Raw genomic sequence first — 15,449 nt, 5'->3', positions numbered from 1 at the left:
TCCACTTTGAAGCGGAGGAATTTCATTAACAATAAGTTCAAAAGAGGTGAAAGAGAAGCAACTTGTTTCTGTTTCGGTTACTCGAACAAAAATAGTTTGTCCAGCCGATTCAAAAGCAGTAGCATTGAGGATCTCATTTTCATCATTTTCCGCATCGGTTTGGGTTTCGTAATATTGGATTTGGTGGTTGGATTCTTCTAAATCGTTTAAAATAAATTCCTGTTGAGAGGTTATGTCTAAGGTCTGTACGCCATTTTGATCATCATCACAGGCTTCTAGGGGTGGAATATCTTGAGATTGTGCAATAACGGGCAAAAGATTGATTTCCAATTCTAGTTCTGTAAAGGATGCACAGCCGTTGGTAATATCGGTAACTCGTACAAAGAGCGTTTGGGATAAGGCATTTTCGTTGGTATAAGGGCTTTCCAGTCCGTTTTCGATAGTTAAATCTTCCGCATCGACTTGGGTGGTGAAGAATTCTACTTCGTAATTTGGATTTCCGTCGGTGATTTCATCGATTTTAGTGGTTAAATCAAATTCTGTAAATCCGAGTTGTTCTTCAGAGAAATCACATTCAGAAAGGGCTTCAGGAGTGTTGATTTCAGGAGGCGGAAGGGTTTGAATTTCAAATGAATTGACGGCAAAACAATTGCCGTCGAAAATTCTTACCCAGAGGGTTTCATTTTCGCCTGTAATTGTATAGGGGTTAACATCATTGATTTGGTTTTCATTGTTTTCAGCATCAAGCTGGGAGGGGTGAAAAGTGATTTCAAAAACTTCAGAACCTATTGATGAAGTAGCATCATTCAAGTTGAAATCGGTTTGGTTAGCAAGACCACATTCCTCTAGGTTGTTTAGGTTTGGTGGGGGGGGACTTTCAAACATTTGTAAATCATAAATAAACTCATTGTTATTTAAGTTACTTTCATTAATAGGGTTATTACCTGATTCGTCATAATTAACCCTAATAATAATTTGAGTTGACAAGGGCACATTTTCTGGAATAGTAACAGAGAACAATAGATTTTCAGAATCATTGATATCAATTGTGTTCTGAGTAAATAAAGTATCTAAGTACAATTCATTTCCATCATCATCAATCACAAAAATTGAAACTGGAACATTTTCAGGAAGTACAGCAGTAGCATTTACATTAAAGACGGTGGTTGAGAAATCTATGGTTCTGTTATCACAGACCTCTTCATCAACAGTTTCAGTTAACTCTACAGTTGCATCAGGTAGTTCTGAGCTAATGTTTGTAGCTACATGATGTAAAAAAACACCATCTTGTCCAGACGTCATAGTGATAGTAGCTTCTGTATCTCCAACTTCAATAATATCGCTAATGTCTAATACATCCAAATCCATATTCCATAAATCGCTAGAATTGGAGTAGGTATTGGTGCCATTAAACATGTTATTGGCAGGATTCAGTGGTAAATCGCTTAAAATGTTTCCATTGAGTTGAAGTGTTTCATTTACTGAAATTCCCTCGTCACCTTCCCAGGATAAAAAGCCGATTTTTGCTCCAGTAGTTTCAACAACATTTAAATTTCCGAGGAGGATGCTTGCTGTCTGGTTTGACGAATTAACAAATTCAAACCCTTTGTAAATGTTAACTTGATTGGCATCAAGACTCTCCTCTTCATAAACTATGATAATTGCCCAACCTCCATAGTTTAATGCAGAGGGGCAAAATGTACTAATTTCATCAGTTAAATCAAAATCAGATACAGTGTAGAGTGCATTTCCTGTGTTTTGCACCACTTCGGTAATATCTTTAAAAGCACCAAAAAATTCTAACTCATTTCCAAACACATTTATAGTCGCGTTATAGGTTTCTTCTGAGGTTACTGGATCATCATTTAAGTTAATAGTAAGGTTTCCTTCTCCATCTCCTGACCCCGACCAAAATAAGTATGCAGCTTCAATAGTTTGGCTATCCTCTAAGTTTAAACTGGCGCTAGACTCAGTTAAAATTTCGCAAGGAGCAGAAGTACCGTTTTCATCTAAATTAAGTGTGTTACCAATAGCTGTGAAATCATAAGATCCATTAAATTGGCTATGAAGGCTAAATTCGTCTTGTGCCTTTGTATGATTGACTATGAGGAAAAAAAAAGCAACAGAAAGATACAGAAATCTGTTATAGATAGCGAGTGATTTCATTTGATTATAGCGTTTAATCTTTCATCAAAAATACATATATTTTACAATTAAATCCTAAAATTCTATTTATTTATTAACGAATCCTGAAAAATAAATGAATATAGTCTTGTAAAACTGACTATGCGTTTAGTGGTTTTTTAATGAATTGTTTTTTTTGCCATATTTTTTTAGATTTCATTGTTTTTTCAACTCATGAAAAAGAACCTGTATTCAACACTTTTATCTATAAAATAATTAACTTTTAGGTTTGTTTTTTAAGATTTTAAATAGGTGTAATTTTTTTATCATTTACAGTTTATGAATTACATTTGTACTGTTTTTAAATGGTTTTTTTCTTTTGAAAACAAATATAGCGTTAGGGATAGAAGTGGAAATCCCGCACGACTCAAAAAAATAGTTGACTTGTTTTTTAAAAGCGACTTTAGGAGCTATTTAAAAAGCTAAGTAAAACTTTTTTGAGGAGGAGGAATTGAAACGGATAGCCCGTAATACGCCCAAATAAGTAATTAATTTTAATTTTATATAAGATGAAGGTAGCCGTTGTTGGTGCCACCGGTATGGTTGGTCAAGTGATGCTTCAAGTGCTTGAAGAGCGAAATTTTCCATTAACTGAATTAATTCCTGTAGCTTCTAAGAAGTCGGTTGGAAAAGAACTTACGTTTAAAGGAAAAAAGTTTAAGGTGGTTGATTTGGAGACAGCGGTAGGGCGAAAACCTGAAATTGCTTTGTTTTCTGCAGGTGGTGAAACTTCCTTAGAATGGGCGCCAAAGTTTGCGGCTGTAGGAACGCGAGTGATTGATAATTCTTCAGCTTGGCGTATGCATCCGGAAATTAAATTAGTGGTTCCTGAAATTAATGCTGAGGCACTAACGGAAGTAGATAAAATTATAGCTAATCCCAATTGTTCAACTATTCAATTGGTGATGGCTTTAAGCCCGTTGCATAAAAAGTATGGAGTAAGACGCGTGGTGGTTTCTACTTATCAATCTATTACGGGTACGGGTGTGAAGGCTGTTGAGCAGCTTGAAAATGAGTATATTGGAAGAGCGGGTGAAATGGCTTATCCCTATCCTATACATAAAAATGCTATTCCACATTGCGATGTATTTTTAGAAAATGATTACACCAAGGAAGAAATGAAATTAACGCACGAAACAAAGAAAATTTTAGCTGATGATAGCGTATTAGTTTCGGCGACAGCGGTTAGGATTCCTGTTGTTGGTGGCCATAGTGAATCAGTGAATGTAACTTTTGATCAAGATTTTGAAGTTGGTGAAGTAAAAAACTTACTAAAGAATACTAATGGTGTTGTCGTGCAAGATCATGTGGAAGTTAATCAATACCCGATGCCAATTTATGCGGAAGGCAAAAATGAAGTATTTGTTGGAAGAATTAGAAGAGACTTTACTGCTAAAAATTCATTGAATATGTGGGTGGTTGCGGATAATTTGAGAAAAGGAGCGGCTACTAACACAGTTCAAATTGCGGAATATTTGCTAAGTAAAGATTGGTTTTAATTATTTTTTTATTCTATCTTCATTTTGTTTTACAAAGGCATTCCATCCTGTGTACGACTTACTTGATTGGCTGCGGTTGCTGTTGTAAAAGTGACAAACTGCTGCAGCTAAACCATCTGTAGAATCTAAATTTTTGGGTAGTTCTTTTATTTGTAGTGTAGATTGTAACATTTTTGCGACTTGTTCTTTGCTAGCATTACCGTTACCTGTAATAGCCATTTTAATTTTTTTAGGCAGGTATTCTGTAATTGGTATTTCTCTTGAAAGTCCTGCTGCCATTGCTACACCTTGAGCTCTTCCAAGTTTTAGCATAGATTGAACATTTTTCCCAAAGAAAGGTGCTTCAATAGCTATTTCATCAGGATGATAAGTTTCAATTAGGTCTATAGTGCGTTCAAAAATTAATTTAAGTTTTGTGTAAGGATCTTTGTATTTTTTTAGTATTAATTCATTGAGTTGTAGCAATTTCATTTTTTTATCTACCACCTTAATTAGTCCAAAACCCATTATGGTTGTACCGGGGTCAATTCCTAAAATAATTCGTTCTTGTTTCAATTTAATTTTATTTTTTAGCTCTTAGAAAGTACAAAGCTAAACATTATTTTATTGGAATTTTTGGTTAGATGTGGAGAAGGTGCTAAACGTATTTTTAAATAGATACTTCAATAAGCTATTTTTTTGGGTTAATTAGAATAGGTATTTGATACACCGCATTAACCAAAACTCCTCTTTTTTGTGCCGGAAATAACTTGGGGAATTTTTCTAATTGTGCCGAAAATACGGAATGAAGCTGAATTGAGTCAGGGTGGTTGGTTTGCAACTCAACTAAGGACGTTTTTCCTTGGTGATTTACCTTAATTTTTAATTTAACTTCATCAGCTTCAGCAATAGAAACACCTGTTAAATCTAGGTTTAGTAATAAATGTTTTTTTAATTCTTTATAAAAGCAATTGAAGTTAGCCTGACCATTAAAATCGTTACATTTTGGAAAATAAGGATGTTCATCAATTTCATTAAAGGAAATCTGCTGAAGTTCACTTTTTACTAAGCGATTAACTTCCTCACTTGAATTAGTTTCTTTACAGTTAAAAGCGCAAATTATACAAATAAGTAGTCCGATTTTCTTCATGTAGTCAAGCCATTAATTATTTGTTTTTGTAGCTAAGATAGTAAATGTAATTGGCAAATTGAATTTAGCTTCAATGGGTTTTCCGTTTAATCTTGCTGGTTCAAATTTAGGAAATCGTTTTATTGCTTTTTTTGCTAATCGATCTAAAGCCTTATCTAAACTACTTATATTTTGTATTTTCAGTTTACCTTTTTTGTCAATTATTAGTGAAGTATAAATTGTAACTTCATAATCTCTTATAAAAATTTGACCGTGTTTATTTTCAAATATTTCTATGGCTTTGTTGGTTTCAAAATGCTGTTTTATTGCAAATTGAATTCTTTTTTGTGTGCATTTATCTCTTCTATGGGAATTCGGAATTTCTCTACAATTTGTTGTATAAGGCCTTATGAGTTCTATGGTAGTATAATTTTCTGTTTCTTCTGATAAATTAAAAATAAAAGCTTCTTCAAAGTAAAAGCCTTTCGATTTGTAAGGGTGTTCACTTAACTTTTCTTTTAATACTTCAAAGTTGGGTTTGGGTTTCAACGACCACGGCTTAATCTGCAACTCATAGAGGCTAAGTACTTGAATTAACCAGTATTCTGAACGCTTTAATTCGTTTGATGACAATTCTTCTAGAAATTTTACTTCAGTTATAATTTCTCTAACCGCTAGCGGATTATTTTTGTGCTGATTTATATCTGAGATATGATAATCAATGATTTTTCTATCTTGAGTACCAAATTCAATGTTAGACTGCGCCCTGATTGAAAGCGATGATAGTAAAGAAAAACATAAAAAATAGACAATTCTTATCATTAAAATATGTACTTTTAACTATAGTAAACAAAGCTACTGAATTATTTTGATTATGGAATATGCATTACTATTTATAGGGTTAGTTTTATTACTAGCGGGACTAATTGGAAGTTTTTTACCTGTCATTCCTGGCCCACCATTAGCTTGGTTAGGCTTATTGTGTATCTATCTGATACCACAAATTCCTACTAATTATTGGCTTCTGGGAATCACTTTTGCGCTAACTCTTATAATTAGTATTGCTGATTATTTGATGCCAGGCTATTACAGTAAGAAAAAAGGCGGGTCTAAATATGCTTCTTGGGGTTCAACTTTAGGTTTATTAATTGGTCTGATTTTTTTCCCCCCTTTAGGTTTAATTATAGGTGCTTTTCTTGGAGCTTTTTTAGGTGAAATAATTTTTAATCGCCAAGCCACTACACAACAAGCTTATAACTCGGCTGTAGGCGCTTTTATTGGTTTTTTAGCTTCTACTTTAATAAAGTTTATGCTTTGTCTTTGTTTGCTAATTATTTACCTAATTAAACTTTTTGAGTTTAGGGAGCTATTGTTTTAAATAACAAGCGGGTAATGATTAATACTATTCATCATTTAATGCTCCAATTGTTATTAATTAACTTGATTGATTGATTTTTTTAATTTTTTTGAAATATAAGTATTGACTTCATTTGTTTGATTTACGTAAATGAGGACTACTTCAATGTTGTCAATTTCTTGAACTAGGGCAAGAGTTTTTTCATAGCCCATACTCATAAAAGCAGTAGCATAGGCATCTGCGGTCATACAGTCTGAAGCTATTACGCTAGCACTTAAAATATCCGACTTTTCACTTTTACCAGTTTTGGGATTGATGGTATGTACAAATTTATTTCCTTTTTCATCTTCGCTAAACTTTCTGTAATTACCAGAGGTAGCAATGGCTTGATTTTGTAAATCTACCACATAATCATAGGCTCTTTCGTCATTTCCTTCAACGGGCCGATCTATACCTACACGCCAGGGGTTATTTCTTTTTAAGTTTATTCCTTTAGCCACAATTTCGCCTCCAATATCAATTATAAAATTGTTGATTCCATGTTGCTCTAACAAAACGCCAATTCGATCTACAGTATAGCCTTTTGCTAATGCATTAAAATCGATATAAACCGACGGGTGGTTTTTTATAACTTGCTGATTTGAATTTAATTCAACTTGATTAAAGCCAACATACTGCATTAAAGAATCTGTATTTTTATCATTAATTTCGAGGTCTAATTTTTTGGGGCCAAAGCCATAATAATTGACTAATAAACCAACAGTGGGATCAAAGTAAGCATCAGTTTGCTTATAAATTTCTTTGGCTTTATGGAAGTTTTCTACAAACATCTGATCTACGTTTATTAGTTCTCCTCGGTTAATTTTACTTATATCGGATGACTCTATATACGTACTCATTGATTGATTGATAGCTGCAATAGTAGAATCTACTTCTTTAGCAAAGTCTTTTTGTTCGTCTGCAAAAAAAGTCATGCTTAAGTAGGTTCCAAGTGCATCTTGATTATATACCTGTGGCTCGTTTTTTTTGGAGGGGTTGCATGAAATAAACAACAACACAAAAACACCTATAATTTTTTTCATATTAAAGTTTTATTAGTCCAGAATAATTTACCACATAATCATTGTTAGAATCTACAGGTAGTTCATAATTCTGTTGATTTGCTAGGCCTACGCCACCATAAAAAGTTCTAGCGTTAAATTTTGTTGCATGGTCTTTGATTTTCTTCATAAAGACATCATCCATACTTTTAGGGTTATCTGGATAAGTTACAGCACGTACAATAACAAAGTGTAATTTTTTATCTTTAAGTGCCACAAACTGTGGGTTTTTTTTAAGTTTACTATTTACAGCAAGGAATTCATAACCTTGGTTTTTAAGGTCTTTCCCTACTATGTTCATTGCCAAATTATGTAATTGTTGTTCGTCTAAAATAGCCATAATTTAAAAATAATTAAAAAACCCAGGCTTTAAAAAAACCTGGGTTAAATTTATAAGTTTTTTTGGTGATTATCCACCAAAATCATCAAAACGAATATTCTCGTCAGGAATACCAAAATCTTCACCCATTTTTTGAACTGCCTGGTTCATCAATGGAGGTCCACAGAAGTATAACTCAATGTCTTCAGGTTCTTCGTGGTGGTTCAGGTAGTTATCAATGACACATTGGTGAATGAAACCAACAAAGCCATCGCCTTCTTCATCATTAATATCTTTTTTTACTTTCCAATTGTCTTCTTCTAAAGGCTCTGACAATGCCATGTAGAATTTAAAATTAGGGAAATCTTTTTCCAAGGCTTTAAAGTGATCAATGTAAAATAATTCTTTTCTTGATCTACCCCCGTACCAATAAGTTACTTTTCTATTGGTTTTTAGCGTTCTAAAAAGTTCATATAGGTGAGAACGCATTGGGGCCATACCAGCACCACCGCCCACATAAAGCATTTCTGCTTCAGATTCGTTGATAAAGAACTCACCATAAGGACCAGAAATAACACAGTCGTCTCCTTCTTTTAGGTTGAAAATATAAGAAGAAGCAACTCCTGGATTTACATCCATCCAACCATTTTTTTCTCTATCCCAAGGTGGAGTAGCCACACGAACATTAAGCATAATTCTTCTTCCTTCTGCTGGGTAAGAAGCCATGGAGTAGGCACGTTCAACCACTTCATCGTTTTTCATTACCAAGTCCCAAAGCCCAAAGTTACTCCATTCTTCTTTAAATTTCTCAGGCGCACCTGGGTGATCTTCAGGGTGAGCAGTGATATCCATATCTTTAAAGTTCACTACACATTTAGGCACTTCTATCTGAATATAACCTCCCGCTTTGTAGTCCATATCTTCAGGAATTTCTACTACAAATTCTTTAATAAAAGAAGAAACATTATAGTTAGAGACAACTTTAGCGTTCCATTTTTTAATACCGAAGATTTCTTCAGGAATTTCAATTTTCATGTCTTGTTTAACTTTAACTTGACATCCTAAGCGCCATCCTTCGGCAATTTCTTTTCTTGTAAAGTGAGGTTTTTCGGTGGGCAATATTGCGCCACCACCTTCTTTTACAATACATTTACATTGTACACAAGTACCACCACCACCACAGGCAGATGGTAAAAAAAGTTTGTTATCTCCAAGTGTAGAAAGAAGAGTAGAACCAGAGCCTACTTCCATATCTTTCTCTTCGTTGACGTTAATTGTAACTGGCCCAGAGGGCGATAACTTTGCTTTTGCAGTAAGTAGAATAACTACCAACAAAAGTACTAAAGTTAAAAAAACAGCTACACTCGCTAATATTACAGTTAAATCCATTTTCTATTTTTTTTATAAATCAATTCCCATAAAACTCATAAACCCAATCGCCATCAATCCTGTTATGATAAATGTGATTCCTAGTCCTTTTAATGGAGCAGGCACATTAGAATAAGCTATTTTCTCTCGAATTGCAGCAATACCTAAAATTGCTAAAAAGAAACCTATTCCACTTCCAAGTCCGTACACTCCAGCTTCGTGAATACCCACAAAATCTTTCTGTTGCATGAATAAAGAGCCACCTAAAATAGCACAATTAACAGCAATAAGTGGCAGAAAAATACCCAACGAGCTATGTAAAGCAGGAGCAAATTTTTCAACAGTCATTTCCACTAACTGCACCATAGAGGCTATTACTGCAATAAACATAATAAATGTTAGAAAGCTTAAGTCAACTTCTGCAAATTCTGGGCTTAACCAAGTTAAAGCTCCTTGTTGTAAAAAGTAGGTGTCTATTAAATAGTTTACTGGAACGGTAACAGCCAACACAAAGATTACAGCTGCTCCTAGCCCCACGGCTGTTTTTACTGTTTTTGAAACCGCCAAATAAGAACACATGCCTAAGAAATAGGCAAATACCATATTCTCAATAAATATACTTTTAGTAAATAAATTAATTAATTCCATAATTCAATTTTAATTTTTGACGATTTTTTTAATTTTCCTCAATTAGTTTCCTGTTTCTGCTTCGTTGTACCCAAATTACAATGCCCACCACAATTAATGCCATAGGTGAGAGCAAGAAGAAACCATTATTTTCATATCCAGCATCGTATAAACCTGTCCAACTAACTACATCATAACCTAACAAAGTCCCCGAACCAAATAACTCTCTAAAAAAGGCTATAATTATTAAAATTAATCCGTATCCTGCCGCGTTACCAATTCCATCAAGGAATGATTTATATACGCCATTTCCAAGAGCAAAAGCTTCTAATCTACCCATAATGATACAGTTAGTAATAATTAGCCCAATAAATATAGACAACTCTTTACTTACATCAAAAGCGTAAGCCTTTAAGATTTGGTCGACTAAAATTACCATTGCTGCAACTACTACAAGCTGAACAATAATTCGGATTCTACTTGGTATTGAGTTTCTCAACATTGAGATAATCATGTTACTAAATGCCATTACAAACACTACTGCTAAAGACATTACAATTGCCGGCTTTAATTGAACGGTTATTGCAAGTGCAGAACAGATTCCCAGTACTTGAACAGTAATAGGGTTATTATCATCTAATGGGTCTGATAAAAGTTTCCTGTTTGCTTTAGACAAAAAGTGCTCTTTCTCTTCCGAGCTTGAAAGAAACATAATCATTTCTTTCTTTTTCTTTTCTTCAGAACTTGTCTTTGATTCTATATTCTCTTTTGTACTCATCATATCAAAATTATCTTGTTGCAACTTCTATTTTAGAAGACTTTTTTGTTTTGAAATAAGGCATATACCTAGAAAGTCTCTCTTTAATCATATCTGTAACTCCATCACCTGTGATTGTAGCCCCTGAAATATAATCTACCATATTGTCTCCTTTGGTATCTGCTTGATATCCTTTTTTCACAATTACACCAACCAACTCGCCTTCTTCGTTAAAGACTTTCTCATCTTTAAATTGTTCTTGAAACCAATCGGTTGTAATTTCTGCTCCTAAACCAGCGGTCTCTCCTTTGTGGTCAAAAGTTACGCCAGCAATTGTATTGATATCATCTTCAAGTGCAACATAACCCCAAATAGCATCCCATAAGCCTTTACCTCTAAGCGGAACAATGTAGTAGTTAGCCCCTTCATAATCTGCAACGTAAATAGGAAATGCTTGTTCTTTAACGGGTTTTTTTAATTCTCTTGCTAAGTTCACATTAAATGCCTCAACTTCTTTTTTTACATTTCCTTCATGATCTAAGGAAAGTTGTTCTGTAATATATTTGTTAAACAATTCTTCCGCTCCAGCGCGTTCAGTTTCAACACCAATTGTTTTTAATATATTCTGCATTTTTTCTTGCCTCACATTTTCAGCTTGCATAGGCTGAAGAGAGGTAGCTACAAAAGATAAACCTGCAGCCACAACTAATACCATAATAATGGCAAATATAAATGTGTAAGCGTTACTATTCTTATCCATAATTAAGCGGTTTTAACGGTTTTAGCTTGTAAACGTTTTTTACGTTTTTTCACGTTTCCTTCCACTACGTAGTGGTCTATTGTTGGAGCAAAAACATTCATTAATAAAATTGACAACATAATGCCTTCAGGATAGGCAGGGTTTAAGGTTCTTATCATGATGGCTAATAATCCAATCAATAAACCATAAATCCATTTTCCTTTTAAAGTTTGTGCTGCACTAACCGGATCAGTGGCCATAAATACTATACCAAAGGCTAAACCACCAACGATTAAATGATTATACCAAGCAAAGTTGGTTAAATCATTTCCTTCCACGCCTAGACTAGGCAACGCATTTAGCAATAATCCCATTAAAGCAGCCCCAATAAATCCACTAACAATAATTCTCCAATCCGCTACTTTGGTGAGCATTAATAAAAGTGCTCCTGCCAAAATACAAAGTGTAGAAGTTTCTGCAATAGAACCTGGAATTACTCCTGTGAACATGTGAATACTTTCAAAAGGAACTTCCGTTCCTGCAGCAAGTTTTCCCAAAATTGTTTCTCCAGAAATCTTGTCAACAGCACCAGCTTCAGAAACCCATACTTCGTTACCCGACATGTAAGTAGGGTAAGCAAAGAAAGCAAAAGCACGTGCGGTAAGTGCAGGATTTAAAATATTCATTCCCGTTCCTCCAAAAGCTTCTTTACCAATTAAAACAGCAAAGATAACTGAAAGCGCAACCATCCATAATGGAATATCGACAGGCATAATCATTGGAATCAATAAACCAGTCACTAAATAACCTTCATTTACTTCGTGGCCTCGTTTAATAGCATAAATAAATTCAATTCCTAATCCAACAGCATAAGAAACCACAATCATAGGAACAATTTTCCAAGCTCCGTGAATAAAGGCTTCCATAAAGCCAACCTCTTCACCTAATTGCATAAAGTGTTGGTGACCAGTATTCCACATTCCGAAGATTAATGCGGGAATTAAAGCTAATACTACAGTAATCATAGTTCGCTTCAAGTCAACTGCGTCTCTTATATGCGCACCTTTTTGAGTAGTGTGATTTGGAACAAAAAGAAAGGTGTCTAATGCATTTATGGCAGGACGATATTTTTCTAATTTGTTACCAGGCTCAAAAGGTTTTTTAATTTCATCTAATTTTTTTCTAATAAAACTCATAGTTCAACTATTTTAACCAACTTCTGTTATCATTAAATCTAATCCTTGTCTAATAATTTCCTGTGCTTCAATTTTAGAAGTATTTGTATAATCAATTAAAGCAAAATCTTCTGGAGCTACTTCATAAATGCCAAGATTTTCCATCTTTTCAATATCTCCAGCCATACAAGCCTTAATTAACTGCATTGGATAAATATCCAAAGGCATAACTTCTTCCATTTCGCCGGTCACTACTAGCGCTCTTTCTTCCCCATTTAGGTTGGTATCTACATCGTACTTTCGCTTTGGGAATAACCAGGAAAGTGATGTTTTAGACATCGAATGTATATTGTTATCCTTAAATGGTAACCACCCAAACATACGGTAGTGGTTTCCTTCAGGAATAATCGTCAATTCATTAGCGTAATAATCAATATAGCCTTCTTCTTCTACTTTAGCACCGGTAAGCACATCACCAGAAATTAAACGACAACCCGCTGGATTTTGTCCACTTAATAAAGTTTTTACTTCAGCACCAATCAGTGTTTTAAAATACTTGCGTTCTTCAGCAGCATTACCAGCAACAGCAACAATACGTTCAGCATTAAACTTACCTGTAGTAAATTGTTCACCAATAATGGCCACGTCTTCAGCTCTTACTGTCCAAACGCGCTCACCTTGGTTAATCGGTTCAATTTCGTGAATCATTGTCCCCACTAATCCAGCAGGATGCGGTCCATTGATATTTACTACCTCAACATTTTCTACTGATTTCAATTCAGAAGCACTTTCAGCATCAACACCAACGTAAACTTTTCCTTCGGTTAACTGACTTAAAACATTAAGTCCCGTTTGGAAATGTTTCATTTTAGCTTTTAAAACAAACTCAAATGAAGCTCCTAATGGAGCTGTATTGTGTGTAGAAACAAAAATTGATTTAGGCGTATCTTCTGCATTAGCCAGTATATCATAAGGGCGTTGCTGAATAAAAGTTCCTAATCCAGTAGAAAAAACACGTTCTTTCACCTCTTCTTTAGAAGCAGAAAGCGGATCCATTACACCAAAATCCTTGTAATCAATACTTGCATCGGCTTCAATTCTCAATTCTAAAACTCTTCGCTTTGCACCACGAACTATCTCTTTAAGTGTTCCACTTACAGGAGATACAAATCGGGTTTTGTCGGAGTATTTTGAAAAGAAAAGCTCATCTCCAGCTTTCAATTTAGCCCCTTCCTTAACTACCATTTTTGGAACAATAGAGTGGAAATTTGGTGGCTTTATTGTATAAATTTTTGACTTGGGAGCATCAACTAAGATTTTCTCAGCTTCACCCTTCAGGTTTAAACTAAGCCCCCTTTTAACTTTAACGCTTTTAGGCATTTGATTTAACGTTTAAATTTTGAGTGGCAAAAATATGAATTAAAAATACATTTTCCACTTAAACAATTATTTAAGTATTCTTATTTAGATGTGTTCTAAACTATGTTCAAAAATTTATCTTATTTTTGAAAAAAATCTATAATGAGGTTCAGTTTTTTATTCTTTTTTTTAAGTTATTTATGTTTGGGTCAAGAGTTTGAAGTCACACCACCAGATTTTATTAAAACTATTCAGTTTAAAGGCAGCAACCAGTCGCTTAGCGGTACGCCAATCATTCCCTTAAACGGCAAATTGCATTTATCTTTTGATGACCTTACCGCTCAAGAAGCCGATTATTATTACACGATTAAACATTTTAATCATGATTGGACAGAATCAGATTTAGCCAGGAACGAGTATATGGAAGGCTTTGATAATATGCGTATCCTTAACTTTTTTAATTCCTTAAACACTTTGCAATCTTACACCCATTACAAAGTTCAATTTCCAAATAATAATATTAGGCGATTAAAAGTTTCTGGTAATTACATACTTTTTATAAAAGATGGAGAGGGGAGAACAATTTTTTCAAGAAAATTTATTGTTCAAGAAAATTTGGTAAACGTTCCTATAGAAGTGAGGAGATCTCGTGATTTAGATTATCTCAGGGAAAAGCAAGTACTTTATTTTAGTGTGGGTAAAGACGGTTTTATTTTTAGAAATCCAGAACAAACCGTAAAAGTGGTACTGGTACAAAATCAAGACCACAACGAAGCAATCTACGGGTTAACACCCCAATTTACCCAAGGGAATAACTTGATCTATCGATATGATGATGAAGCCTCATTTTTTGGTGGAAACGAATATCTATTTTTTGATAATAATGACATTCGTATGGCTACCCAACGCGTACAACGTATCGAGCTTGACGAATTATATAACACGTTTTTGCGCGTAGATCGAGTAAGAGACGGGAAAAAATACATATTTAACCCTGACGTTAATGGAGGCTTTAAAATTAATACGCAACAAGGAGAAGACCCAACCCGAGAAGCTGAATATGCATGGGTTCATTTCTCCCTCAACAATACCAAAGATTTGGAAGGAGGGGAGTTACACTTGTACGGTCGCTTTAATAATTATACTATAGACGACAATACCATGATGCAATACAACGAAGAAACCAATCGTTACGAAACCAAAAAATTACTCAAGCAAGGATTTTACAACTACAATTACGTGTACCTAGGACCCGACGGAAGTTTTGATTCTGGATTTATAAGTGGCAACCATGATATCACAGAAAATCAATACCAAATTATTGTCTATTATCGAGATATCGGAGAGCGCTTTGACCGCGTTATAGGCGTTGGAGAAGCCAACAGCAAAAACATAATTAATTAATTTTTTTAGAAGCCAGGAACCTGCTTTACGTTTCAAGTCCTCTACCCAAAAGCAAGTTTTTTAAGGCTTGGACAAGAGCTTCCTGCCGGTCGCTTTTCAAAATAAAAAAATCTAATGCCAGTTATTATTTGTAATGTAACAGAAAGGAAAAAAGGGTGTTTTAGTACGGTAATTTCAATTGATAAATGGTATATAGCTTTCCAAAAGCAGGATTTCCACTCCCATCCCTAACGCAAACAAACTTCCTAACAAAAAAACATGAATAGAATTCCAATGCTTCAGATTCCGCATCTCGCTATCGCTCTAACGGAATAACAAACCCCTATTATTAACTTGTCATTCCGGAAAATTCCCCAAAAGCCTTGTAAACCTGTCACACCGCAAAAAATTTCCAATACCCTCATTAACCTGTCATACCGCAAAAATTTCCCCATCCTCATTGAACTGTCATTC

The 15,449-nt window shown here is 34.5% G+C and carries 15 protein-coding genes; 3 read left to right on the top strand and 12 right to left on the bottom strand.

Annotated elements, in window-relative coordinates:
* A partial coding sequence (locus tag G7034_RS08005) for a hypothetical protein (protein WP_166400446.1) occupies window positions 1–2,166 on the bottom strand: 2,166 nt, incomplete at its 3' end.
* Between the two features lie 527 nt (window positions 2,167–2,693).
* Here G7034_RS08005 and G7034_RS08000 point away from each other — a divergent pair.
* Window positions 2,694–3,683 (top strand): aspartate-semialdehyde dehydrogenase, encoded by a 990-nt coding sequence (locus tag G7034_RS08000; protein WP_166400445.1) that lies wholly within the window; start codon window positions 2,694–2,696, stop codon window positions 3,681–3,683.
* On the opposite strand, the gene ruvC is transcribed toward G7034_RS08000, so the two are convergent.
* The 3 genes from ruvC to G7034_RS07985 all read right to left on the bottom strand — a co-directional run bounded on the left by ruvC (window position 3,684) and on the right by G7034_RS07985 (window position 5,613).
* A complete protein-coding gene (gene ruvC / locus G7034_RS07995; protein WP_166400444.1) occupies window positions 3,684–4,238 on the bottom strand; it encodes a crossover junction endodeoxyribonuclease RuvC in 555 nt (184 codons plus the stop codon).
* Window positions 4,239–4,353: 115 nt separating this feature from the next.
* Window positions 4,354–4,812 carry a hypothetical protein gene (locus G7034_RS07990; RefSeq protein WP_166400443.1) on the bottom strand — a complete coding sequence of 153 codons (459 nt, stop codon included), beginning with the start codon at window positions 4,810–4,812 and terminating at the stop codon, window positions 4,354–4,356.
* Window positions 4,813–4,824: 12 nt separating this feature from the next.
* The gene (locus tag G7034_RS07985) at window positions 4,825–5,613 is read right to left on the bottom strand and encodes an energy transducer TonB (RefSeq protein WP_166400442.1); all 789 of its coding nucleotides are present in this window, start codon (window positions 5,611–5,613) and stop codon (window positions 4,825–4,827) included.
* Between the two features lie 52 nt (window positions 5,614–5,665).
* Between G7034_RS07985 and G7034_RS07980 the strand changes: the two genes are divergently transcribed.
* A complete protein-coding gene (locus G7034_RS07980; RefSeq protein WP_166400441.1) occupies window positions 5,666–6,169 on the top strand; it encodes a DUF456 domain-containing protein in 504 nt (167 codons plus the stop codon).
* Between the two features lie 53 nt (window positions 6,170–6,222).
* Here the strand turns inward: G7034_RS07980 and G7034_RS07975 are convergent, their stop codons facing one another.
* From G7034_RS07975 to G7034_RS07940, 8 genes are all read right to left on the bottom strand, one after another.
* Window positions 6,223–7,230 (bottom strand): FAD:protein FMN transferase, encoded by a 1,008-nt coding sequence (locus G7034_RS07975; RefSeq protein ID WP_166400440.1) that lies wholly within the window; start codon window positions 7,228–7,230, stop codon window positions 6,223–6,225.
* Window position 7,231: 1 nt separating this feature from the next.
* Window positions 7,232–7,588 carry a Na(+)-translocating NADH-quinone reductase subunit F gene (locus G7034_RS07970; protein ID WP_166400439.1) on the bottom strand — a complete coding sequence of 119 codons (357 nt, stop codon included), beginning with the start codon at window positions 7,586–7,588 and terminating at the stop codon, window positions 7,232–7,234.
* Window positions 7,589–7,657: 69 nt separating this feature from the next.
* Window positions 7,658–8,956: an NADH:ubiquinone reductase (Na(+)-transporting) subunit F gene (gene nqrF / locus G7034_RS07965; protein ID WP_166400438.1), complete on the bottom strand. Its 1,299-nt coding sequence runs from the start codon at window positions 8,954–8,956 to the stop codon at window positions 7,658–7,660.
* 12 nt (window positions 8,957–8,968) lie between these two features.
* Window positions 8,969–9,583: an NADH:ubiquinone reductase (Na(+)-transporting) subunit E gene (gene nqrE, locus G7034_RS07960; RefSeq protein ID WP_166400437.1), complete on the bottom strand. Its 615-nt coding sequence runs from the start codon at window positions 9,581–9,583 to the stop codon at window positions 8,969–8,971.
* Window positions 9,584–9,611: 28 nt separating this feature from the next.
* On the bottom strand, window positions 9,612–10,340 hold the full coding sequence (locus tag G7034_RS07955) for an NADH:ubiquinone reductase (Na(+)-transporting) subunit D (protein ID WP_166400436.1): 729 nt from the start codon (window positions 10,338–10,340) through the stop codon (window positions 9,612–9,614).
* A 10-nt stretch (window positions 10,341–10,350) separates the two neighbouring features.
* Window positions 10,351–11,079 carry an NADH:ubiquinone reductase (Na(+)-transporting) subunit C gene (gene nqrC / locus G7034_RS07950; protein WP_166400435.1) on the bottom strand — a complete coding sequence of 243 codons (729 nt, stop codon included), beginning with the start codon at window positions 11,077–11,079 and terminating at the stop codon, window positions 10,351–10,353.
* Between the two features lie 2 nt (window positions 11,080–11,081).
* Window positions 11,082–12,254 (bottom strand): NADH:ubiquinone reductase (Na(+)-transporting) subunit B, encoded by a 1,173-nt coding sequence (locus G7034_RS07945; protein ID WP_166400434.1) that lies wholly within the window; start codon window positions 12,252–12,254, stop codon window positions 11,082–11,084.
* Window positions 12,255–12,266: 12 nt separating this feature from the next.
* The gene (locus G7034_RS07940) at window positions 12,267–13,613 is read right to left on the bottom strand and encodes a Na(+)-translocating NADH-quinone reductase subunit A (protein WP_166400433.1); all 1,347 of its coding nucleotides are present in this window, start codon (window positions 13,611–13,613) and stop codon (window positions 12,267–12,269) included.
* A 141-nt stretch (window positions 13,614–13,754) separates the two neighbouring features.
* Here G7034_RS07940 and G7034_RS07935 point away from each other — a divergent pair, with 141 nt between their 5' ends.
* Window positions 13,755–14,996 (top strand): type IX secretion system plug protein, encoded by a 1,242-nt coding sequence (locus tag G7034_RS07935; RefSeq protein WP_166400432.1) that lies wholly within the window; start codon window positions 13,755–13,757, stop codon window positions 14,994–14,996.
* Window positions 14,997–15,449 lie beyond the last annotated feature (453 nt).

Origin of the sequence: Psychroflexus maritimus (assembly GCF_011089875.1) — a bacterium.
GTDB classification, from domain to species: Bacteria; Bacteroidota; Bacteroidia; order Flavobacteriales; family Flavobacteriaceae; genus Psychroflexus; species Psychroflexus maritimus.
Note: the sequence above shows the minus strand (reverse complement) of the source record. Positions and strands in the feature narration are given on the sequence as shown.

Excerpts from the sequence above, each read along its gene's own strand:
- G7034_RS08000 (WP_166400445.1), top strand. The coding sequence starts at position 2,694 with ATGAAGGTAGCCGTTGTTGGTGCCACCGGTATGGTTGGTCAAGTGATG.
- G7034_RS07990 (WP_166400443.1), bottom strand. The coding sequence starts at position 4,812 with ATGAAGAAAATCGGACTACTTATTTGTATAATTTGCGCTTTTAACTGT.
- G7034_RS07985 (WP_166400442.1), bottom strand. The coding sequence starts at position 5,613 with ATGATAAGAATTGTCTATTTTTTATGTTTTTCTTTACTATCATCGCTT.
- G7034_RS07980 (WP_166400441.1), top strand. The coding sequence starts at position 5,666 with ATGGAATATGCATTACTATTTATAGGGTTAGTTTTATTACTAGCGGGA.
- G7034_RS07975 (WP_166400440.1), bottom strand. The coding sequence starts at position 7,230 with ATGAAAAAAATTATAGGTGTTTTTGTGTTGTTGTTTATTTCATGCAAC.
- G7034_RS07970 (WP_166400439.1), bottom strand. The coding sequence starts at position 7,588 with ATGGCTATTTTAGACGAACAACAATTACATAATTTGGCAATGAACATA.
- nqrF (WP_166400438.1), bottom strand. The coding sequence starts at position 8,956 with ATGGATTTAACTGTAATATTAGCGAGTGTAGCTGTTTTTTTAACTTTA.
- nqrE (WP_166400437.1), bottom strand. The coding sequence starts at position 9,583 with ATGGAATTAATTAATTTATTTACTAAAAGTATATTTATTGAGAATATG.
- G7034_RS07955 (WP_166400436.1), bottom strand. The coding sequence starts at position 10,340 with ATGAGTACAAAAGAGAATATAGAATCAAAGACAAGTTCTGAAGAAAAG.
- nqrC (WP_166400435.1), bottom strand. The coding sequence starts at position 11,079 with ATGGATAAGAATAGTAACGCTTACACATTTATATTTGCCATTATTATG.
- G7034_RS07945 (WP_166400434.1), bottom strand. The coding sequence starts at position 12,254 with ATGAGTTTTATTAGAAAAAAATTAGATGAAATTAAAAAACCTTTTGAG.
- G7034_RS07940 (WP_166400433.1), bottom strand. The coding sequence starts at position 13,613 with ATGCCTAAAAGCGTTAAAGTTAAAAGGGGGCTTAGTTTAAACCTGAAG.
- G7034_RS07935 (WP_166400432.1), top strand. The coding sequence starts at position 13,755 with ATGAGGTTCAGTTTTTTATTCTTTTTTTTAAGTTATTTATGTTTGGGT.